This window comes from Candidatus Acetatifactor stercoripullorum (assembly GCF_944382095.1).
Taxonomy (GTDB): domain Bacteria; phylum Bacillota; class Clostridia; order Lachnospirales; family Lachnospiraceae; genus Acetatifactor; species Acetatifactor stercoripullorum.
Genome location: NZ_CALWMU010000002.1, coordinates 106,195 through 126,967, shown reverse-complemented (window position 1 = coordinate 126,967; position 20,773 = coordinate 106,195). Strand labels below are relative to the sequence as shown.

Genomic DNA, 20,773 nt, shown 5'->3' with positions numbered 1-20,773 from the left:
CTTTATTTTAGTCCCCGAAGGAGATGCCAAGAAGCTTTGCCTCCTGTACAATGGAAGCGTCAGGAGAAATGGTCTTAAGCTTTCCGGCAACCTCCTCCAAGGGCACCCGCACCATCTCCCGGTTTTTATAGCCCACCATAAAGCCATACTGATCATCCAAAATCAGCTTGCCCGCCTCAGAGCCAAGCCTGCTGGCAAACACACGGTCATAAGGGCAGGGGCTTCCTCCCCTCTGCATATGTCCCGGAACGGTAACCCGTACCTCCCTTCCGGTCTTTTCTTGAATGGCCGCCGCCACCTCGTAGGACACGGAAGGATAGGGGTATTTTTTCATCTTCTCCTTGTATTCTTTCTTGGAAAGCTTTGCGTCCGCCTTGGACATTGCGCCCTCCGCCACCGCAATGATGGTAAAGCGGCTGCCGTTTGCATCCCTTTCTTCTATTTTATCTATCACCTTATCAATGTCATAGGGAATTTCCGGAATCAGAATGATATCCGCACCGCCTGCCATGCCGGCGTTCAGCGTAAGCCAGCCTACCTTGTGCCCCATTACCTCCACAATGAAAACACGTCCATGGGAGGCAGCTGTAGTGTGAATACAGTCAATGGCGTCCGTTGCAATGTCCACGGCGCTCTGGAATCCAAAGGTCATATCCGTGCCCCAGAGATCATTGTCAATGGTCTTTGGCAGGGTGATCACATTCAGACCTTCCTCCCTGAGAAGATTGGCTGTCTTATGGGTGCCGTTCCCTCCCAAAATCACAAGGCAGTTTAACTGCAGCTTATAATAATTCTGCTTCATGGCCTCCACCTTGTCCAGTCCGTTTTCATCCGGCTCCCGGATGGTTTTAAAGGGTGTGCGGGAGGTTCCCAGGATTGTGCCGCCCTTCGTCAGAATGCCTGAAAAATCCTTGCCGGTGAGCATGCGGAAGTTACCGTAAATCAAACCCTTATAGCCGTCCAGAAATCCGTAGATTTCCACATCCTCCCTGCTGTTTACAAGGGTTTTCACAACGCCTCTCATGGCTGCATTTAACGCCTGACAGTCTCCGCCGCTGGTTAACATACCGATTCTTTTCATGTCTTTCCTCCATCCTGCCGCCTGGGCGGCCTTCTATTTCTTTTTATTATAGCCCATATTAAAAATCCGTACAACTTTTTTCGCAGAAGAAAGTCCTGAGTTTCATCTTGACGGCACAAGGGGATACCCCGGCTGCATTTATACCGAAAATTACAACAGTAAAAATTTTGACGACCGAAATACCGTCCTATACGGACATAATATGAAGGATGGCTCCATGTTTGCAGGACTGCACCAATTTGCAGATACACAGTATTTTGAGGAGCATCCTTATATTTTTATCTACACAGACAACTCTACCCTGATTTACAGGATTTTTGCCGCTTATGAGTTCAGCAACGTACATCTGCTGCTTGGGTATGACACAGCGTCGGAGGATGGCTTTTCAGAATATCTCGAAGAAGTCAAGGCTGCCTGCGCCCAGGGGGGCAGCATGGCAGAAGACATCCAGGTGACAGAAAAGGACAGGCTGTTGACCTTATCCACCTGCGTGGGAGGCAGGTCAGAAAGACGCTATCTGGTACAGGGCGTACTGCTCAATGACCGCGGTATCCTGCCGTAAGGCTTGATATAACCACATGATTATGAGGAAAGGAGGAGAAATCCAATGAAAAAATCTGCTAAAATAATCAGCTTTGCCCTGGCCATGGCGCTTGTATTTGGCATGACCTTAAATGTGTCTCAAAGCCCCGTAGCCAAAGCGGCAGAAACCGTTTCCGGAGGAGACGTCTCCGGAGGCGATGTGACGACCCCCGAGGATCCTTCTGAAGCGGAAGAAATGTATAATGTCCTTGCGGAGATTGGTGCTGATACCATAGACGGTGCAAGGCTTAGCATTACAGCCCTGCCGCTTTCCGATGAAGTCTAAGCCGCAGGAAAAAATGCAGCAATGAACGCGCCGGTTACTGATTTGAAGTATGAGTCCGTTGTGTGTGCTGCCAGCGTGACCGTTTCCGATGTGACGGAGCAGCAGCTTTCCCAGGGAGTCTTTGTCACCTTCTTTTTGCCCTCTGCCAAAGAAAGTGAAAGCTATGCCATGTTTTATCAAAATTCCAACGGCGGCTGGGAGCAGCTGGCTGCAACTGTCCCCGCGGAGGGATATGTATCCGCTGTGTTCACTTATCTTCCCGCAGATCTCCCGGTTCTTGTAGTGAAAATGACCTCTGCCACCACGCAGGAGGCGGAGGTATCCCAGATATACAATGCAGTGGAGAGCATCACTGCTGTCGCAGCAGACGGCACCCCGTTAACCGTAACCTCCTCGGAGCTTTCCATTGAGAAATACACGGAAGCGAAAAATACAGTGAGCAATGCTTTCGCCAATGAGCAGTCAAGAACCATTCTGGCCGCAATGGATGTGGAGGTAGCGGGAGTAACCTCGGAACAGCTTGCCCAGGGAATCCGGGTCACGCTCCAGATTCCGTCTGTAAAAGCGGGCAACCGCTATGTGGTGCTTCACCTGCCTGACGGCAAGGAACCCACTGTTCCGGAAAATTGGGAGCATCTCACAGCAACAGTGACACAGGACGGCTATATGACCGTAACCTTCACTTCCTTCTCTCCCATTGTTGTAGTAGAGCTTTCAGACACGGACTCCGGTGAAACCGGCAGCGGCAGCAGTGATACAGGAAACAGCGGCGCAGAGGCTGCCGCAGTCTCCACCATCACAACAGCTGTTTCCCCTAAAACGGGAGAAATGCTTCCCATCGCCGGAATCATGGCTGTGATCTTCTTAGCGGGCGCACTCTTCTGTGCAAGAAAATTGAAAAGATAGGAAATAATCCCTCAACATATGGTTTGTCCCATACTCCTCCTAAAGGAAGGGGTATGGGACGTAAAATAAAAGGATTCCTTGATTGTTAATTCAGTCAAAACAGGTCTTGCCAAAAAACGCATTTTCCATTAGAATAAGGTGTGTTGAGAAATCAGCGGGGAGCCGTATCGAAGCGGTCATAACGGGGCGCACTCGAAATGCGTTAGCCCTCCGGGGCACGAGGGTTCGAATCCCTCCGGCTCCGCTATCGAAAATCCAGCAACCATGTGGGTTGCCGGATTTTTCTTTTTTTGCGCCCGATCCAAAAATTACCCGATTTTGGGTGATATGATCCCTCTTAAGCAGACAAGGCAAATAACCAAATTTACTTAAGGGGGATTTTTATGTCCAGAACAAAGGCATCAACATCCATACCGATGCGTATAACTTATTCAGCGTTGCAAGTTCACGCTCTCTGCCGATAAACATGGATTACATCCTCCCATTACAACAACACGCATTGCTTACAGTATAACATAAAATTAGTCAAGTATGATTCGGTAAAGTGCAATTGACTAATTTATTGGCATAAGATTAGACAACAAAACAGGTGCAAGAATCCTAACTCCTGCACCTGCTTGTCATTTCAATAGTTTTTGTTGCAAAATTCAATGGTTTCTATATGAAATCATTTCTGTATTCACAACTTCGTTAACACGCTGTCGAATATTATTCATCCTGTGCACCCACTCCATTAGATTCTCTGCCTTCAGCCGTTCAGTGACGTCCTCCCTTTCGGCATATAAGTGAATAGGCTGCAGTAGAGAATTTTATGGTGCTGTTGCAAATATCGCTTACGGTGCTGTCCCCACACGCCGACGGGGCGTTCTTCTTCGGTGGGTAATGTGAGGTTTGGCAGACAATAGTCGCCTCGCATTGTGTCTGTGCCGCCCATTCGTTCCAATATTGTTTTTTTCATTGTGCGAGTTTCAAAATTGCAGTTTAGCCCTCCAGGATACCCGCCCGTTCTTCGATCAGGCTTGCAAGGCGTTCTTTCAGGTGCTCCGGCAGCAAGGAGTTTTGGCACACGGCAAGAAGCTTCTCTTTTTTAGACACCAGCATTGCAATCATTTTTTCGGCAGAGCTTCGTGTCATGGCGCATTCCTCCGCAAAGACCAGAAAATCCTTTCTGCGGATATGTGTTTTTTTGCCGTTCATGGCAAGGGCGAATTGCTCTTTGTCCTCCGCCATAATGACATTGACCGGAAGCAGGTCGTAAGCAGGAGAAAGTACATATTTCCCGCTTCCTTCTTCTGTTTCAAGGAGGGAAAAGTTCTTCAGATGCATATCCGAGTTGCCGACGAGGAATGAAAACACCAAGCGCAGATAGAGCTCGGTTATATCGAGCCCCTTGCGGGACGAATACCGCTCAATGATCTTTGCGCAGCGCTCATAAGAGCCCTTATACTTATCCTGCGTCAGGCGCAGATCAAGCTGGCAGAAATCCTCCATCGCAAGCATCTGCATTTTGTTTTTCATAAAGATACGATCCACTCTTTTTGTGATATATGCCGGACTGTCTTTTCCCATGATGAGCGCATGAGGCACGGTGGAAATCCCTGCGGCATCCGCCATGCACATAACGAGATGCTCGGCCTGCGGAAGCGCTTCAAATTCCGAAACCTGCGGCTTCAGGATATAGCCCGTAGGATAATTCACCAGCGTGAGCCTTGGCGTGTTTCCTTCGGAAAACAGATGCAAAGACAGCTTTTTTTGAACGCCGGGAACGGTATAACCTTTGTTGGTGCTTTCGGTTGCAAGGGCTTCAAATGTGACTTCATCGATGACAATTTCAGGAAGTTCGATTGTTCCAAAGAACCGCCTGATACAGCTTTTGTGCCAGCCGGAATGCGTATCTTCGGTGCGAAGCGGTTTCCCACAGCATAAACAATTCATATGCGTTCCTCCCTGATGCTGACATTGCCGATTCCGTCCTTGCAGGCCACCAGCAGCAATCCAAACCTGTCTTTGACGTCTATTTTCCAGTTCCGACTCACAACGCCGAGCAGCCATCCTTCGGGGATCAATCCATCAAAGAATGGGAACAGCGTTTTGGATGTATATGTTTTTTCAGAAAGCGGCAAAGTAAGGGATACGGCGCTTGCATCTTGCCGGCTTAAATACTGCTCATCATAGGAGAAGGAATACCCTTCATCCGTTTCACAAAGCATTCCGGCAAAAACGTTTCGGATATAAACATAGGCTGTTCTGAATGCGTCCATTATTTATCATCCTTTCTGCCGGGTACCGCTTCCATATCGAACATGGCAAGAGCGGCATTGACCTTATCCATTCTAACCGTTTCTTTTCCCTGCTCAAGTTCCCGGATAAAGCGAAGCCCCAGCCCACTGCGGGCGGCAAACTCCTCCTGTGTCAGTCCGGCGGCTTTCCTGTTTTCTTTGATAAACTCGGCAATTTTATTCACTGTACGCTGGCCTCCCTTGCACAAATCCATTTGTATTTTACACCCTAACGGGTATAAAGTCAAGCTTTTATCGCTAATATTATACCCTATAAGGTATAAATATATGTATTGTAAGTCTTGCTACACCCTATCGGGTATAAAATGAGCCTCCAACGACACGTTCTGCTGAAAGGAGGCTCATTTTAGCTTAATCATTCAAATAGCTTTCAAACGGTATTATGTAAAACAAATATTTCTTGCAAATGAAAATCAGTTATATACAATCGTAGGGTATGTTAAATTTGAATTAGTTTGTATGCCGGAGCGACGAGAAATCCGAAAAAGACAAAAGAATTCAAAACGCCTACAACGAAAAATTTGTAATTCTGAGATACTATCAGCATCGATTAAAATTCTCGTTACGATGCTGAGAACCCACAAGATAGGCTCCGGGAGATATTATCTCTTTTGAGGTGAATCCAAGATGCTGTATCAAGGCTTTACACACATGGTTGTGTATGGGTCTTTTATTTTGATCCGGGTTGGAGGTGATACAATGAAAATATGCAAATCCAGTGCGTTACACCTGTGGGACGAGTATTACGGCAATATTTGTTTTGCAGAAGATTTTCACGGTAACCTGATGTGCCGGGATGGCTATGCCGATAAAAATTATTATATCTATCATTATGGGCAGCAAATATATTGCGGATGGAATATCCATCATATTCTACCTGTTTCCAGCGGAGGTACCAATGAAAAACACAATCTGATTTGTACGAATATCTATACGAATGATATGGCGGAAGACAAAATTACATATTGGATTGATGATTGCCTGTATCAGGTTCAACGCATATATGGTACACGAGAACACGAAATCGTTAAACTGATTTAGGAGATCAGACATGGGAAAAAGTATTTTTGACTATGATGACGGCGATCTTATCTTTCCTACATCTGCTTCCTTGGGCTTGGATTCCGACGGAAATGTGATGATGCGTTTAGAAGACAGCATGGCAATAGAAGTAGATTCTGGGGGACTGCATATGGTATCGCCGTGGGACGATGAGGAATAGCCGGATCAACCTAAAAAGCGTCAGCCGTTTTGAAAGAGACGACTGACGCTTTACCATGTTTTTACTTTCCACCTCTCCCTGCCTGTTTCTGTCTTCTCCAAGACATGAAGCGTTTTAATGTCCTAATATGCCAGTCAGATTTTCGGGTAATCATACGAAAGCAGGTGGAACAGAAGAACTCCACCAAATAGACCTTCGGAATGTGGTTGACATTGTTTTTCCGGAAAGACTTGATATGTCCCCGATTGCACCAGTTGTTAATTGAAGTTTTGCCGTAGCCGGTGATGTATCTTCAATCGGCACTTGAAAACATTGATAAAATGCCACAGTCCACATTTGATGAGATCGTTGAGAATAATGTTCAAGGCCAATCTCCACAGGGTCATGGGCTGAAGCAGGGTGGACAAGGAAGATTACCTGCTCGCTATTGACAACAGCTATCACTACGAAGGTTATACCTCATTTAAGACGGAGGAGTTGTGAGGAGTTGTAATGAAACAGCAAGCTTTCAAACGACACGTTATCACTTGAAGCACCATTTTGACAAACTATTCTTCCTTCATTCCTAAGACAGAAAGAAGCATACTGTAAGCGGCACCCTTTTTTGCATCTTTTTTTGACGAAGATGTTTCACAGAAGCCATCTTCTTGTTCCTCTATATGACATTCACATCTCCATATGGGATTGCCGTTATTATCATAACTTTGACTAAAATCATAAGTGGGAATAGAAAAATAACCACGCCGAGCCAAGATTTCCAATTGATTAATTGCGTCATCACGATTGGGATTTTCAATTTCATCAACGATGGAATACAGCATATCGTTTTTCTCTAAATACTCATAAGCCAATTTGCAAGCGGACATTCTTGCCTCACAAATTGATACGCCAAATCCACAAAATACCGGCATCGAATCCAGCAGTTTAACATAGCAATGATATTTCAGCTTAGAATAGTTGTAATTCAACGGGAAATTCTGATATATAGTGTTTTCCTCCCTTATATACCAAGTGAGTTTATACGAAGCCTCCTTGTATTTGTACCAAGGAATACAACCATTTTTTTGCATTTCCCATTCTTGAATAAGCCGAACATAATTTGTGTCTGTGTTATTGCTTAAAAAATCCTCGGGAACAAGCATTGCTTCAACTACTGACTGAATTACTTTTTGGTTCCATCCGCAATCAATTACAACTGCACCCACAATCGCTTCAAATAAATCTTCCTTTACAGAATCTTCCTTGTTGATACTATTTTGAATATCACCTTTTCCCATAATGAGATGTTCTGAAAATCCAAGTTCCCCCATTCGACGGGCTAATGCCTTTTTATTGACCATTCGGCTCTTGATTTTGGTTAGGTCGTCTTCGCTGTAATCACAACGGAAGGCATTCACTTTTAGTTCTTCAAAACCGTTTTGATTACGTTTTATTTCTTGCTCCAAACCATACAGATTGGTTCCGTCAACTAATGCACCGTTTGCTAAGTGTCCATATCTTTGAATGAGAATCCTTACAACAGCATAATCCAACGCTTTGTCCCCGATAAACTCGAGCACCTCGTTGTTTTCCCCACCGTTTTCTTCGGTGTACGAACGGCGAGTGAACGCCTGCTTTAGCAAATCGAGATTTTTAAATTCATATCCGATTTGCCCTTGTACCATTTTCCATACTAATTCTTTTTCCATAACAAAAAATCCTTTCGATAATATATTTACCAAAAGGCATAATAATAGTCTGACAAAACACTTTCCCACAAAAACAGGAACGGATCAGTCAGACATAACGCATTAAATTTAATTCTTTGTTTCCGTTTGTTTACTCGAATTCACTTGCATAAACAAGAATAAACACTAAGAGACAATGTTCTAAATTTAAAGTATTACGCCTTCAAGTTATTATATTATATTACTTTCATTTAAAGAACGCAAGTATTCCATAAAAAACACCGCTGAAATGCAAAATGATATCGCAAAGAAGAAAAGGCAGACAGACCAGATAGCCAAAGGCAAAGAGAAAACAAAAGTTTTCTATATTGTACTGACTATGAAAATTGCCACTTATTCGGTGGCTGCGGTGGAAATATTCAGCTTGCTCTTGGTTACTCCGCGTCTGCCGCAAATTTTTATTATCCTCGGCGCTGCCCTTGGTTTTATGAGGGTGCTCTCTTTGCTGTATCAGTCGCAGCTATTCATTTCCCCCTTAGGCAAGGATACCCTACATCCGCTCTTTATAAAATCAATCAGCAGCGAGGAAATGGTCACCGTCACCAGCGAATAGGCGATCCTCTTAAAGGGAATATAGGAAAGGGACAAAATAAGCACCGTGAGATCTGTAATCAGGTACGCCCTTGACAGGCGCCACCGGGCCAGCTTGGAAATGGTCAGCGCCAGCGCGTCATCTCCTCCGCTGGAGCCTCCCTGACGCACGATCAGCCCCACGCCCACTCCTACGAAAATTCCTCCCAGCGCTGCTGCCAAAAGAGGATACTCCGACAGGTCGGGAAGCATGGGCGGGAACAGCTCCCACAGCTTATAAAAGACAGAGACGCAGATGGTAGAGGTCACAGACGTTTTGACAAAGCCCTTCCCCAGCCATTTTAAGGCAAGTAGATAGCAGGTCACATCCAGAACAAAAGTGGCGGCAGAGGCCGGTATCCCAAGCCAATGGTTTGCAAGCAAAACCATTCCTATAACGCCGCCCTCCGTGATATGCGTCTGCTGGTGAATATTATGAATTCCAAAGGTGGCGATGGCTGCCCCCAGTAAAATTAAAATAAGCTTTCTGATTCTTTCTTTCCACATACATTTTCCTCCGTTTCTTTACTGCCATGATAAACTCTGGTACAATACCAATGTCAATACCCTAAATATTTCAGGTGCATTATGAAAGAATATTATAAAATCAACGAAATTTCAAAATTATATGGGATTGGCGCCGACTCCCTTCGTTATTATGAAAAGCTTGGCGTCATAAAGCCCAAAAGAGATCAGAACGGTTATCGGCTCTATGGCCTGAAGGATATGTATAAGCTGAATCTCATCCGGGATCTGCGCAGTCTTGATTTTTCCATGAGCCAGATCAGGGAGTATCTGGAGAAGCAAAGCATTGACAACACCCTTTCTTTGCTAAAGCAGGAGCTGGAGCTGGTACGTCTTACCATGGAGGAATTAGAGGAAAAGGAGCGCTGTCTGCAAAAGCGCCTGGCGGGCCTGCATGAGGCTCTTTCTGTAAAGCCAGACGTCATGGATATCATTCACATTCCCCGCAGAAGATGCGTTCAGATAATGGAGCACATCACCCGGGACGAGGAAATGGACTTTGTGATGAAAAAGCTCCACCGCAGACATGAGGATAAAATAAAGGATTTTGGAAACCAGACCGTGGGAGCCCGCTTTGACATGGAAAGACTTCGCCAGGGGGCTTCCAACGTGTATGATTCCGTGTTTTTTGTGCTGGAGGAGGATGCCAGCCTCTATGACTTTGAGCTGCCGGAGGGAAATTATCTTTCTTATTTTTACAAAGGCGGCTATCTGCAAAACGGCAGGCGCGTAAAAGAGGCCCTTTCCTGGCTGGAGGAAAAGGGCCTGTATGCTTCGGGCGCTGCCTTTGAGCTCTATGCGATTGATAACCGAGACACCTCGCTGGAGGAAGAATTTCTCACCGAGATCCAGATTCCCGTTTCCGCAGCATCCTCTCGTGCATCAAAACCATAAGAACCAGAATCACGGCCAGATAAACCGGAAACAGGGAAACGCTGATATGGTTTGCCACCAGTCCGAACACAGAGGGCATGAAGCAGGTTCCCACATAGGCGGACGCCATCTGTACGCCAATCAGCGCCTGGGAGGAAGCCGCACCAAAATGCTCCGGGGTGGAATGAATAATACAAGGATAGACCGGCGCGCATCCAAGGCCCACCACACCAAGCCCCACAAGCGCCGTAATCTCTCCAAAGGGCAGAAGCAGCGCCAAAATTCCAAAAAGAATCAGCCCCTGGCCAAGCCGGATCATCTGCGTATCCTTAAGCTTCATGGTAAGAAAGCCGCTGGCCCCTCTTCCAATGGTAATTCCCAAAAAGAAAAGTCCCGCATAGCCCGCCGCCTGCTGGCCGGATAAGCCCGCATGCAGGGCCAGGTAGCTGCCCGCCCACAGACCTGCTGTCTGCTCCAAGGCACAGTAGCAAAAGAAGGTGACCATGATCTCCTTTGCCCCGGGTATGCCCAAAATCTTTTTCAGGGAAAGAACCTCCCCTTCACCGGCAGACGCCTCTGTGCCTGCATCCAGTTCTGCGCCGCCGTCTGTCCCCACACTGTCCTCCCTCTGAGAGGATGTGGTATTTTTCTTCCAGAGAGGAAGGCTGAACAGCAGCACCACCGTCAGAGCGATCTGTATCAGGCTGATATAGCGGTAGCCCATGTTCCATGTCTGTCCCCTTGTCAGGGCGAAGCTCATGATAGAAGGGCCTAAGGATGCGCCCACTCCCCACATACAGTGAAGCCAGCTCATATGGCGGCTGGCATAGTGAAGCGCCACATAGTTATTTAAGGAAGCATCCACTCCCCCCGCGCCCAGACCGTAGGGAACCACCCACAGACACAGAGCCCAAAAGGAGTGGCTCATGGAAAAGCCAAACAGTGCTGCCGCCGTCATGGCCACGCTTACCGTGGTCACTTTTCCTGTGCCGAATTTTCTGGTAAGCCTGTCACTCAGCAGACTTGACACAATGGTGCCAGCCGCAATGATCATGGAAATCACTCCCGCATAGGATACCGGAACCTGAAATTCCTGATACATGGACGGCCAGGCGGAGCCCAAAAGGGAATCCGGCAGGCCCAGGCTGATAAAGGCAAGATAAATAATCGCTAAAAGCAGATGAAACATACTTTTTTATTCCTCCATTATAATTATGCTTTACAAGTGAACTTATTTCCGCCGCCGTCCCAAAAGCGCTGGACGCCGACCGTTTTAAACGGTATAATTATATCATCAGTATTTGGCAGAAAATATAATATTTTCGCCAATATTATATAACAAAACCGTCATCATGGAGGATTTATGTCGCTGTCATACTGCACCTGCACAACAGATACACAGGGCCGGGAGCTGGCGGAGCACGGCTCTGCCCTGTTTCCCATCGCCTGCTACGAGGAAAATATTCCCGAAAACGCCGTGCCCTTTGAGGCCGTCCCCTGGCACTGGCATGAGGAATGGGAGACGATTCTTGTAAAAAAGGGAACCGCCATCGTTTCCGCAGAGTTTGAAAAATATACCCTTAAGGAGGGACAAGGTATCTTTATCAATTCGGGGGTGCTGCATGAGGTGCATATGGAAAAGGGCCTGGGCTGCCACACCCGTTCCATCGTGTTTCATCCCCGTCTGGTAGGGGGAACCATAGACAGCATTCTCTGGCAGAAATACCTTCAGCCCCTGCTGCAGAATACATTGCTCAAAAGCGTCTGTCTGGATGGCTTTTCTCCCTGGCATAAGGACGCCCTCAGGGCCATAGAGGACGCCTGGGAGAGTGTGACAGCGGAATTTGAGGGATACGAATTTTTTGCCCGCAATGCCCTGTCCTGTCTGGTTCTGCTCTTAAAAAAGCATTGCACCAGTTTTCAAAGCTCCCTCTCCGAAGGCCGGCTGCGAAACACAGAGCGGATTAAAATCATGCTTCAGTTTATCCACCGCCATTATGCCGAGGAGCTTACTACTTCCTTGATTGCCAAAAGCGCAATGATAAGCGAAAGCGAATGCCTGCGCTGCTTTCACGCCGCAATCGGCACAACTCCCATACAGTATGTGAGGCAGTTCCGCATCCAAAAGGCTGCGGAGCTTCTGTGCCTGTCCCAGAAAAAAGCTGGAGACATCGGCGCCGAATGCGGCTTTGAGGACTCCAGCTATTTTACAAAAATATTCCGGGAAATAAAGGGATGCACCCCGGGCGAATATAGAAAGCAAAATGCACACGCTATTCAGACAAAATAATAGCCCCTACCCTCGGGCAAACTTCTCCCAGCACACCTGGGACAGCGCGTACTTGCTTCTCCGCTCCGGCTTTCTGTTTATCCAGGCTCCTTTTGTGAAATCCGGCACGGGAACCGGCATTCCTCCCATTGCCACGGACTGCTCGGACAAATAAGTAATAGACATCCACAGGGCCGTATCGTAGACATCTATGGGGGAGTCCTCTCCGTTTAACACACTGTCCGCAAAGGCGCAGAGCACCAAATAGTCCATGTCGTTGTGCCCTACCTTTTTGATCTGAAGGCTTTCATATTCCTTCCACAGGGGATGCCTGTATTTATCCTTGTATTCCTGCATGGGCGTCCATTCATGTTCTCCCTCAAGGTTTGACATTCCCGCCTCTTTCTCCGATTCCAGGTAGATGCCGTCCCTTTCCTCCAGCCAGATTCCCTTGGTTCCCTGGATTCTTCCGTCCCTGGAATAGGGTCTGGGCAGTGTACAGCCATGATTTAAAACAATGGTTTCTCCATTTGCGCACTTTAAAATGCTTGTGACCACGTCCCCCTCCTTCCACTCCGCCATGGCAAGCTCCGGATTGTCCGGACGGTTATTTTTAACCCAGGCCCCCAGCCCCCTGGCCTTTGATGCCATAGAAACCAGGGAAAGTATCCTGTTTCCTCTGTTAATGTCCAAAAGCTTTGCAATGGGGCCAAGCTGGTGGGTGGGGTAAAGGTCCCCGTTTCTGTGTAAAAAGTTCGGCATTCTCCCATGCTTCAATTCTCTTCCCAGGGCAATCTGCTCCCGCAGATCATGCTCATAGCCTCCCTGGGCATGGACAATCTCTCCGAACAGCCCCAGTCTGGCCATGTGAAACACAGTCAGCTCATTGTCCCCGTAGCAGCAGTTCTCCAGGAGCATACAGATTTTTCCCGTGCTCTGACTGGTGTTCACCAAATCCCAGCAGTCTTTTTCACAGTAAGCTCCCCCCACTTCCATACCCACATGCAGTCCCGCCTGCATGGCCTCCAGAGCAATGGGGACATGTGTATTCCAAGTAGTACTCACAATCACAGCGTCTAAAGGACGTTCCAGAAGCTCCCTGTAATTCTTTGTGGCAAAGGGATGCAGCCCGTACTCCTCCTCGCACAGCCTCACATATTCCTCCACCCGCTCCGGATACAAATCACATACTGCTTCCACATGGAAAGCTGAAATTGCCTGAATACTGGGAAGGAGTACCTTTCCCCTTCCTCCAAGCCCGATAATTCCAAGTCTGATTTTTTCCATTTTCTCTCTTATTCTCCCGCCTCCTGCTTCCTGCCAGCCTTACAGACAAGCCTTCCTCTGCGGTATACCTCCTTTACCTTCACGCCCGGAGCAAATCGCACCATATCTGCATATTTTCCCGTCTCCAGGCTTCCGATTTCCCTTTCTCCAAGAGCCCTTGCCGGATTGTATGTCATCATCCTCACCGCCTGCCACAGAGGCACCTGCCCCTGTTCATTCATAACTCTGATGAGCCTGTCTGCGGTAGCCACGCTTCCGGCAAAGGATATCCCATCCTGCAGTCTTGCAATCTCTCCATCCGAGATTACCTCCTGCCCGTTTTTTTGGCTTCCCAGACGGTATCTCCCCGGTCCCATTCCCGCTCCCCGCATGGCATCCGTAACCAATATAATATGTTCCACTCCTTTTGTCTTGACGATCAGCTGCAGCAGGGAGGCCGGAAGGTGCATTCCGTCCGCAATCACTTCCACGTCCAGTGCGTCCATAAGCAGGGAGGCCTCCAAAACCCCGGGTCTTCTGCAGCCGTTTTCCCGGATAATAGTGGACATGCTGGAATACAGGTGCGTCGCCATGGTATAGCCATCCCTTACCGCCTGTTCCACCTCTTCTATTCTGGCGTCACTATGCCCCACAGACAGCAGCACACCGGCTCTCCTGGCCTCTGCGGCAAATGCAGAAGCCCCTGGAAGCTCCGGCGCCGCCGTCCAGATTTTCAGCTCCCCTGCAGCCATTTCCAAAATTTGACGAAAGCTTCCATCCCTGGGGTCCCGGATAAATTCAGCATCCTGGGCGCCCTTCATGGGCTCTGCAATATACGGCCCTTCCATATGCACGCCTAAAATACCGGGGAGGCCTTCTTTTGGGTTTTCCGCCAGCCGCCTCATGGCCGCACTCTGCCCAAAGACCTGTTTCAGTTCCTCCATGGTTGCCGTAAGGGTAGTGGGACACAGTCCGGTAGTCCCATGTGCCAAATGAATTGCCATCGCTTTCCGGAAGCTGTCCTGTGTCCCATCCATAAAGTCGCCGCCTCCGCCTCCGTGTACATGGATATCCAAAAAGCCGGGGGCAAGATAGTCCCCCTCCAAGTCTACAGTCTCATCCGCCTCAAGGGGAATCCTGGTTCCCCCACCCTCTGAAATGATCGCAATCCGTTCTCCCCGGGTAATCAGAGTTCCTCTCTCCACATATCCCCAGGGGGTGATAATACATCCATTGATATATCTTACTGTTCTCATACGATTCCTTTACCTTTCTCCTCTCTCCGGCTCCCCCAGCCTGCCTAGGAGACGTTTTCCATACCACAGTGCAAACAAAAAGCACAGTCCTCCCTGCAGGAGCAAAAGCTGCTGGGAAGGTGACACGCTGATGCCCCCAAGCTGAAGCGGGTTGCAGCAAATCTTCAAAAATGCAGCCGCCGTTCCCTGTCCTGCCAGAGAGCCCAGGGCCACAACCATAAGATGCCAAGACAAAAATACGGTGCGTTTCTCCTTGGGCGTACAGATATAAGCCATATTGCCAAAGCAGAAATTTCCTCCGGCCAGCACTGCCTGATAAAACAAAATGGTCACAGGCAGCATCCAAAGCCAGGTTTGCTCCGTTACAAAGGCATGCAAAACCGGATACAGGGAAAACAGCAGAAACACTCTGCGAAACACCTTAAACCAGCCCTTCTGCATCTGCCATTTCAGCCAGAAAGGCATAACCAGAGCAGTCACAAAAATATTGCAGGTCTGCAGGATGCTGAGAAATGTATAGGATACGCCTACCTCATCCAGCAGATAAGCGTTTGCTGCATATAATGTCATGGTGGAAAATGCCATCCAAGCAAACACCACTATCATGGTCATCAAAAATCTGGGATGTTTTGCCGGCTCTGCCAGCAGAGAAATCCCCTGTCCCGAAGAGGGCGCATAAGGAAATTCTTTGGGGATCAGCAAGGCTGCCAGCTCTAAAAGGGCCAGCACAAAGGCAGCCATGCGCACACACCCAAGCCAAAACAACTCGTTTCCCGAATCCTTTGCCATATCCGAGAGCACACTGGCCGCCAGTGATGCAAGAGCCGTGGAAATGCTGTTAATCATGCCGGAAGCCGCAAAAAAACGTCCTCTGATTTCGTCTGGAAGAAATTGAATATGCCAGGCAGGAAAGCCGCTGGCAACCAACACGTTGGCTACATTTCCCAAAAGAATGGCAAAAATCAGCAGCCCACCCAAAATTCTGCCCTGAAAAAGGAAGGGAAGCAGAGTTACTGCAAAAATATTCAGGCTGTGAAATAGAAAACGAAAGCTTCCTAAAATCGCCTTCCTCTTTTGGAAGCGCTCAAGAAAGAGCGGCGCAATGGGATAGAGAATGCCGGATACCAGGGGGATGGATGTGACAATGCCGATGTCAGCGCCGTCAAACCCTCCCGCCAGCAAAAATCCAGTGAGGAAAACCCCTGTAGTCAGGGCCGTGTAGACAGCCTTTAAAGCTTCCGATACAAGAATACAGACCCTGGCTTTTCCCTCCTGCGTCCCTGTGGAAAAAATCACTTTCCACTGTCCCCGTTTTTCACCTTCCATCTGTTCCTTCCCTTTGTGTCACAAAATCATCCACATCCAGGCATTTGCCGCCCAGCTGACGAGAGCGTTCTGCTGCCAGCGCCATATAATGGCTGGCCAGAGATTCCTCCAATCCCGTAAGGGAATCCCTTCCTTCCCGTCTTGCCTGAAACATTTCCGAAAGCATGTGGTAATCTCCGCCTCCGTGCCCCGATACCGTTTCCTCTACACTCAGGCGAATCTCCTCAGGCTCCTTCCCGAATGGTTTTAACAGGATTTTTTCTTTTTCCAGCTCTCCCCACAGGTCTCCTTTGGTACCCATTACATGAATGGTTCTGTAATTGTCGCTGTTAAGCCCACACATGGCAAAGCTGATGCTGACGCCGTTTTTCATCACCGCGGAAAGTGTCTGGTGATCCACCACATTGTTGTCGCAGCGAAAAACGCAGCGTCCATAAGGGCCCGTGCTCAGAGCCTGGTACAGGCTCTCCCTGTCTCCAGACGGCGTGACCGCTTTCTGCATCCAGCCCGCACCGTTGGCGTCATATCCGGTAAGCGCATCCGTCACGTATATTTTCTCCGCGTCAAAGCAGCAGCTTTCCTTTACCGGGCAGCCCCCCAGACAGTGGGACGGCGCGCCTTCCGGGGCGTTTTCCTTCCGGAAAAACGTAAGCGCTCCAACGGAGGAAACGGTTTTGCAGGTGCTGCCGGTGAGCCAGACCAGAATATCCATATCATGGCAGCTTTTGGCCAGAATCATGGGACTTGTCTTATCCGCATCCCTCCACTTTCCTCTTACATAGCTGTGGGTCTGATGCCAGTAGCCTACGTTTTCCGCAGCTTGAATACAGACCACTTCTCCCAGTTCTCCTCTGTCAATCAATTCTTTGATTTTTTGGTAAAAGGGAGCATATCGAAGCACATGGCATACTGTAACAAACCTTTTCAGCTCCCTTGCTCTTTGATTCAGCTTCTGGCATTCACCGATATCTGCAGATATGGGTTTTTCCAGCAAAATATCATAGCCTGCCTCCATGGCAAGCAGCCCGTGCTTTATATGCTGGTGATCCTGGGTGCAGATAAATGCCATGTCCGCAAACCTGGGAGCAGAAAAAAGCTCCTCTGCAGTGGAAAAGCAATTCTCGAGAGAAAGCCCATATTCCTCCTGTATCATCTTCCGCCGTTTCTCATCAGGCTCTGCCACGCCCACAACCTTCATCTGTTCCGGATATTTTTTTGCATAAGGAGCATAGGTCAGATAGCCCCTTCCACCTGCTCCTATAATGACCACCGTTACCGGCTTTCTGGTTTCCTTGGATTCGCTCATGCCTTTTCTCCTTTCTCCTCTGGGATCCTCAAAGACCCTTGAGCCGGTCAAGCTCCACCAGGTCTGCAATTTTCACAATTTTTCCCTCTTGGATACTTTTGTTGGCGGCAATACCAATCGAAATTGACAGGGCTCCTGCCCTCAGGCCTGCGCGCTGCCCCAGTGGATCGGCTTCTTCTCCGCAGGAATTTTCTGCCCGGAAGAGGTTGTCCAGAAGTTTAGTATCCGCTCCCCCGTGGCTTCCGGTTCCTTTTTTCATATCGTAGGTCATAACGCCGTCTTCTCTGTCAAATACCTTGATATGAAAGCATGTATCCTCCGCCTGGGGGCCTGTGTCAAACTGCTGGGCCTCCAATCTGCCCTCAGAGCCGGTTATGGACAGCTTCCAGCCCTCATAGGGGCCATAGGCAGTCAGAGAATACGTCATAGAAGCCCCCTTGCTGTAGCGCACATTCAGGGACATGGTATCATAAATATTTATTTCAGAATCAAAAACACAGCGGTCTCTGAAATAGCCATCCTCTTTTTCACAGTCAAAATACATTTCCCGTACAGACGGCTCTGATAATCCCGGGTACACAAAGGGGCATGTGGTCTGCTCCGTGCAGGTGCTGCACCGCAGTCCCTTCTGCCTTTTTTCATCCCCATAGAAGCGCAGAGCCCCAAATGCGGACACTTCCTCCGGGTCCTGCTCAATGAGCCAGTTCACAATATCAAAATGGTGGGTGGATTTATGTACCAGAAGCCCTCCGCTGTTTTCTATCCTGCGATGCCATCTCCGAAAATAGTCTGCGCCATGCACGCAGTCCAGCATCCATTCAAAGTGGACGCTGTAAACCTGTCCTACTGCCCCTTTTGCCAGCAGCTCCTTGATCTTTTCAAAATGAGGCATATACCGGCAGTTAAAGGTAACCCTTACATTTTTACCGGTTCTTTCTCTGGCATCCAGAATCTGATTCAGCTTGACTTCATCTATGGTTAAAGGCTTTTCGCAGATTACCTCCACTCCCATATCCAAGGCCTGTACCACATAATCATTGTGATATCTGTCCGTAGTAGTGATAATGGCGCAGTCCGGCTTAACCTCCCGGAGCATTTTGGCAAAATCCGTATACACAGGAATGTCCTGCCCCATCTGCCTTTTTACATACTCTGCCCTCATTTTGTTCACATCCATAATTCCTGCCAGAACGGCACAGTCTGCATACTCATCCCGAATGGCTTTCGCGTACATCCAGTATCCTCTGTTTCCGGCTCCCGCCAGAACATATTTCTTCATGACAATCTCTCCTGTCCGCTTTTTCTGTAATTTTTCCATATTTTCTTTGTCTTTCTATTCTGCTTCCTTGCGGTGCCTTGCAGCCCTATAAGTACTGCCGGAAAAAGGCAGCTGCTTTTTTCCCTGAGAAGGCGTGGCCTCCCGAATGGATATCCTTCCAAAGCTGATCGCCCGCCCCGGCATTCTCATAAATATTTTTTACGCTCTCGTACCCCTTCCACAAATCCTGGAAGAAGAAGCATCTGTCCCCAGTGCCCATTTCCAGAAGAAGAGGTCTGGGTGCAATCAGCCCGGCAATATCCGATGTATCCAGATGGCATCGCAGGCCAGGCAGAATCTGAGAGCCACAGAAATTCCCCCTTGCAATCCCAAAACGGTCCAAGGGGTTGATATAGGCAATGATATCCGCCGCCTTAATTCTTGGCTCCACAGCGGTGGTAAACGCCGTCATGGTTCCCCCCATGCTGAGTCCCATCATGCCGATTCTCTGAGGATTCACATCCTTTCTGGTGCACAGATAGTCAATGCAGCACTTCATATCCCAGATATTCAGCGCCAGTGGATACTTTCCCAAAATTTCTCCCTTCAGAAGGTTTACATTGCAGGTGTCCCTTCCCAGCCAGTCATCTCCGTCTCTTCTCTCTCCAAATCCCCTTAGATCCGGGCATATGGTCAGAAAACCCGCCTTTGCCATCTGCGCGCCGTAATCATAATTCATCTCCGCTATATCTGCCCGGCATTCCGGCGTTCCAGCCAGCCCCGCCACGGGATCCTTGCCAAATTTCCCGTGCCCATGGCAGCACAATATTGCCGGAAATCCCCCCTGGGGCTGCTCCCCTTTGGGAATCAGCACCTGACAGGGAACAGACATCTCTTCCTCCGAATCAAATACAACTCTCTGCCTGATAAAGTCCTCTTCCTCCACGGAATATTCCACATCCGACATAAGAGGAACCCTCTTTGGAAAATCTCCAATCAGCTCCCGGAGCTTTGCGCCGGAAGCCTTTTTCCACTCTGCAAAGTCCCATTCCTCGTTCCAGGAAAGGGCAGGACTTATTTTCTCCGCCTGCATCCGCCAGTAATACTCCATGGAAAACTGATGTCTGCTCATAGTGCTACTCCTTCACCGCCCCAAGGGTCATCCCCGTGGTAAAATATTTCTGCAGGAAGGGATAGACGCAAAGAATCGGAACCAGTGCCACCACAATCACCACATATTTCAGCTGTGTGCTGATCATACTTTGAGCCGCAGAACCCATGGCTCCCCCGTCCACAGCGGATTCGTTATTAATCAATACCTTCATCAAATAAATCTGAAGGGGCTGCAGGTCTCTCCGTCCCGGCAGGTAAATCATTGCGTTGAAATAGCTGTTCCACTGCTGAATTGCATAGTACAAAATCAGAACGGAGATTACCGGCTTTGAAAGAGGCATATAAACCTTCCACAAAATTTTCATTTCTCCTGCGCCGTCAATTCTGGCCGAGTCATACAGGCTGTCGGATATTCCCGAAAAAAAGGTCCGGGCAATAATGATGTAATAGGCGGCCGCTCCTGTTGGAAGCACTATGGCCCAGCGGGTATTGTACAATCCCAGATTATTAATCAGCAGATACATGGGAACCAGTGTTCCCGTAAAAAACATGGATATGGAAAAGAATACCGACAAGGGCTTCCTTAGGCAAAACTGTTTTCTGGAAAGCGGGTAGGCCGCCATCAGGGTCAGCAATACGCTGATAGCCGTTCCCACTACAGTGTACCATATGGTATTGTAATAAGATCTCCATACCTCCATATTGGAAAATACCAGTTTAAAAGCCTGCAGGGAGAATCCCTTGGGCAGAAGCTTCACCGTTCCCGATACCACCGCTTCAGGTCTGCTGATGGACATGCTGAACACATAAATCAGCGGGTAGGCTGTAATGCAGGCAATTATAAAGCAGAGCACATAATTTACAATGGTCACCACTTTGTCCGACACGGACATTCTCTTCATGCTTT

At 48.4% G+C, this 20,773-nt stretch carries 21 protein-coding genes, 1 tRNA gene and 2 pseudogenes; 9 read left to right on the top strand and 15 right to left on the bottom strand.

Annotated features, from left to right (window positions below):
• Positions 1–7: 7 nt before the first annotated feature.
• Positions 8–1,081 (bottom strand): 6-phosphofructokinase, encoded by a 1,074-nt coding sequence (locus SHK35_RS01330; protein WP_318705543.1) that lies wholly within the window; start codon positions 1,079–1,081, stop codon positions 8–10.
• Positions 1,082–1,136: 55 nt separating this feature from the next.
• Between SHK35_RS01330 and SHK35_RS01325 the strand changes: the two genes are divergently transcribed.
• From SHK35_RS01325 to SHK35_RS01310, 4 genes are all read left to right on the top strand, one after another.
• Positions 1,137–1,643 carry a class B sortase gene (locus SHK35_RS01325; protein ID WP_318705553.1) on the top strand — a complete coding sequence of 169 codons (507 nt, stop codon included), beginning with the start codon at positions 1,137–1,139 and terminating at the stop codon, positions 1,641–1,643.
• 45 nt (positions 1,644–1,688) lie between these two features.
• Positions 1,689–1,949 (top strand): hypothetical protein, encoded by a 261-nt coding sequence (locus tag SHK35_RS01320; protein ID WP_318708179.1) that lies wholly within the window; start codon positions 1,689–1,691, stop codon positions 1,947–1,949.
• Positions 1,950–1,970: 21 nt separating this feature from the next.
• Positions 1,971–2,855, top strand: coding sequence for a hypothetical protein (locus SHK35_RS01315; RefSeq protein ID WP_318708177.1), 885 nt, complete (start codon positions 1,971–1,973; stop codon positions 2,853–2,855).
• Positions 2,856–3,013: 158 nt separating this feature from the next.
• Positions 3,014–3,099: transfer RNA gene (locus tag SHK35_RS01310), tRNA-Ser, on the top strand.
• Positions 3,100–3,502: 403 nt separating this feature from the next.
• Here the strand turns inward: SHK35_RS01310 and SHK35_RS01305 are convergent.
• The 4 genes and pseudogenes from SHK35_RS01305 to SHK35_RS01290 form a co-directional block, all read right to left on the bottom strand.
• Positions 3,503–3,771 (bottom strand): annotated as a pseudogene (locus SHK35_RS01305) (TnpV protein).
• Between the two features lie 65 nt (positions 3,772–3,836).
• Positions 3,837–4,790: a type II toxin-antitoxin system HipA family toxin gene (locus SHK35_RS01300; protein ID WP_318708176.1), complete on the bottom strand. Its 954-nt coding sequence runs from the start codon at positions 4,788–4,790 to the stop codon at positions 3,837–3,839.
• Positions 4,787–5,116: a HipA N-terminal domain-containing protein gene (locus SHK35_RS01295; RefSeq protein ID WP_318708175.1), complete on the bottom strand. Its 330-nt coding sequence runs from the start codon at positions 5,114–5,116 to the stop codon at positions 4,787–4,789. The genes SHK35_RS01300 and SHK35_RS01295 overlap by 4 nt, the downstream gene beginning before the upstream one ends.
• The gene (locus SHK35_RS01290; protein ID WP_176792187.1) at positions 5,116–5,319 is read right to left on the bottom strand and encodes a type II toxin-antitoxin system Y4mF family antitoxin; all 204 of its coding nucleotides are present in this window, start codon (positions 5,317–5,319) and stop codon (positions 5,116–5,118) included. The genes SHK35_RS01295 and SHK35_RS01290 overlap by 1 nt, the downstream gene beginning before the upstream one ends.
• A 535-nt stretch (positions 5,320–5,854) precedes the next feature.
• On the opposite strand from SHK35_RS01290, the gene SHK35_RS01285 reads away from it, so the two are divergent.
• The 3 genes and pseudogenes from SHK35_RS01285 to SHK35_RS14165 all read left to right on the top strand — a co-directional run.
• Positions 5,855–6,196 carry a hypothetical protein gene (locus SHK35_RS01285; protein WP_318708172.1) on the top strand — a complete coding sequence of 114 codons (342 nt, stop codon included), beginning with the start codon at positions 5,855–5,857 and terminating at the stop codon, positions 6,194–6,196.
• A gap of 10 nt (positions 6,197–6,206) precedes the next feature.
• Complete coding sequence (locus SHK35_RS01280) at positions 6,207–6,377, top strand: hypothetical protein (RefSeq protein ID WP_318708170.1); 171 nt, start codon at positions 6,207–6,209, stop codon at positions 6,375–6,377.
• A 278-nt stretch (positions 6,378–6,655) separates the two neighbouring features.
• Positions 6,656–6,860 (top strand): annotated as a pseudogene (locus SHK35_RS14165) (hypothetical protein); the annotation flags it as partial.
• 65 nt (positions 6,861–6,925) lie between these two features.
• On the opposite strand, the gene SHK35_RS01270 reads toward SHK35_RS14165, so the two are convergent.
• Together SHK35_RS01270 and SHK35_RS01265 are read right to left on the bottom strand one after the other, a co-directional pair.
• Positions 6,926–8,065, bottom strand: coding sequence for a ribonuclease III domain-containing protein (locus tag SHK35_RS01270; protein WP_318708168.1), 1,140 nt, complete (start codon positions 8,063–8,065; stop codon positions 6,926–6,928).
• Between the two features lie 489 nt (positions 8,066–8,554).
• Positions 8,555–9,181 (bottom strand): YitT family protein, encoded by a 627-nt coding sequence (locus SHK35_RS01265; RefSeq protein ID WP_318708167.1) that lies wholly within the window; start codon positions 9,179–9,181, stop codon positions 8,555–8,557.
• An 81-nt stretch (positions 9,182–9,262) separates the two neighbouring features.
• Here SHK35_RS01265 and SHK35_RS01260 point away from each other — a divergent pair, with 81 nt between their 5' ends.
• Positions 9,263–10,093 (top strand): MerR family transcriptional regulator, encoded by an 831-nt coding sequence (locus tag SHK35_RS01260; RefSeq protein WP_318708166.1) that lies wholly within the window; start codon positions 9,263–9,265, stop codon positions 10,091–10,093.
• On the opposite strand, the gene SHK35_RS01255 is transcribed toward SHK35_RS01260, so the two are convergent.
• Entirely contained in the window at positions 10,038–11,261 is a 1,224-nt protein-coding gene (locus SHK35_RS01255; RefSeq protein WP_318708164.1) for an MFS transporter, read from the bottom strand. The genes SHK35_RS01260 and SHK35_RS01255 overlap by 56 nt on opposite strands.
• A gap of 174 nt (positions 11,262–11,435) precedes the next feature.
• Between SHK35_RS01255 and SHK35_RS01250 the strand changes: the two genes are divergently transcribed.
• Complete coding sequence (locus SHK35_RS01250) at positions 11,436–12,362, top strand: AraC family transcriptional regulator (protein ID WP_318708163.1); 927 nt, start codon at positions 11,436–11,438, stop codon at positions 12,360–12,362.
• A 6-nt stretch (positions 12,363–12,368) separates the two neighbouring features.
• Here the strand turns inward: SHK35_RS01250 and SHK35_RS01245 are convergent, their stop codons facing one another.
• The 7 genes from SHK35_RS01245 to SHK35_RS01215 all read right to left on the bottom strand — a co-directional run bounded on the left by SHK35_RS01245 (position 12,369) and on the right by SHK35_RS01215 (position 20,768).
• A complete protein-coding gene (locus SHK35_RS01245; protein WP_318703101.1) occupies positions 12,369–13,628 on the bottom strand; it encodes a Gfo/Idh/MocA family protein in 1,260 nt (419 codons plus the stop codon).
• An 8-nt stretch (positions 13,629–13,636) separates the two neighbouring features.
• On the bottom strand, positions 13,637–14,863 hold the full coding sequence (nagA, locus tag SHK35_RS01240) for an N-acetylglucosamine-6-phosphate deacetylase (RefSeq protein ID WP_318708162.1): 1,227 nt from the start codon (positions 14,861–14,863) through the stop codon (positions 13,637–13,639).
• 9 nt (positions 14,864–14,872) lie between these two features.
• The gene (locus SHK35_RS01235; RefSeq protein ID WP_318708161.1) at positions 14,873–16,189 is read right to left on the bottom strand and encodes an MFS transporter; all 1,317 of its coding nucleotides are present in this window, start codon (positions 16,187–16,189) and stop codon (positions 14,873–14,875) included.
• Positions 16,179–17,495 (bottom strand): Gfo/Idh/MocA family protein, encoded by a 1,317-nt coding sequence (locus SHK35_RS01230; RefSeq protein WP_318708160.1) that lies wholly within the window; start codon positions 17,493–17,495, stop codon positions 16,179–16,181. The genes SHK35_RS01235 and SHK35_RS01230 overlap by 11 nt, the downstream gene beginning before the upstream one ends.
• Before the next feature lie 28 nt (positions 17,496–17,523).
• Positions 17,524–18,774 carry a Gfo/Idh/MocA family protein gene (locus SHK35_RS01225; RefSeq protein ID WP_318708159.1) on the bottom strand — a complete coding sequence of 417 codons (1,251 nt, stop codon included), beginning with the start codon at positions 18,772–18,774 and terminating at the stop codon, positions 17,524–17,526.
• A gap of 85 nt (positions 18,775–18,859) precedes the next feature.
• Positions 18,860–19,885, bottom strand: coding sequence for an alpha/beta hydrolase (locus tag SHK35_RS01220; protein ID WP_318708158.1), 1,026 nt, complete (start codon positions 19,883–19,885; stop codon positions 18,860–18,862).
• Between the two features lie 4 nt (positions 19,886–19,889).
• A complete protein-coding gene (locus tag SHK35_RS01215; RefSeq protein WP_318708157.1) occupies positions 19,890–20,768 on the bottom strand; it encodes a carbohydrate ABC transporter permease in 879 nt (292 codons plus the stop codon).
• Positions 20,769–20,773: the final 5 nt, after the last annotated feature.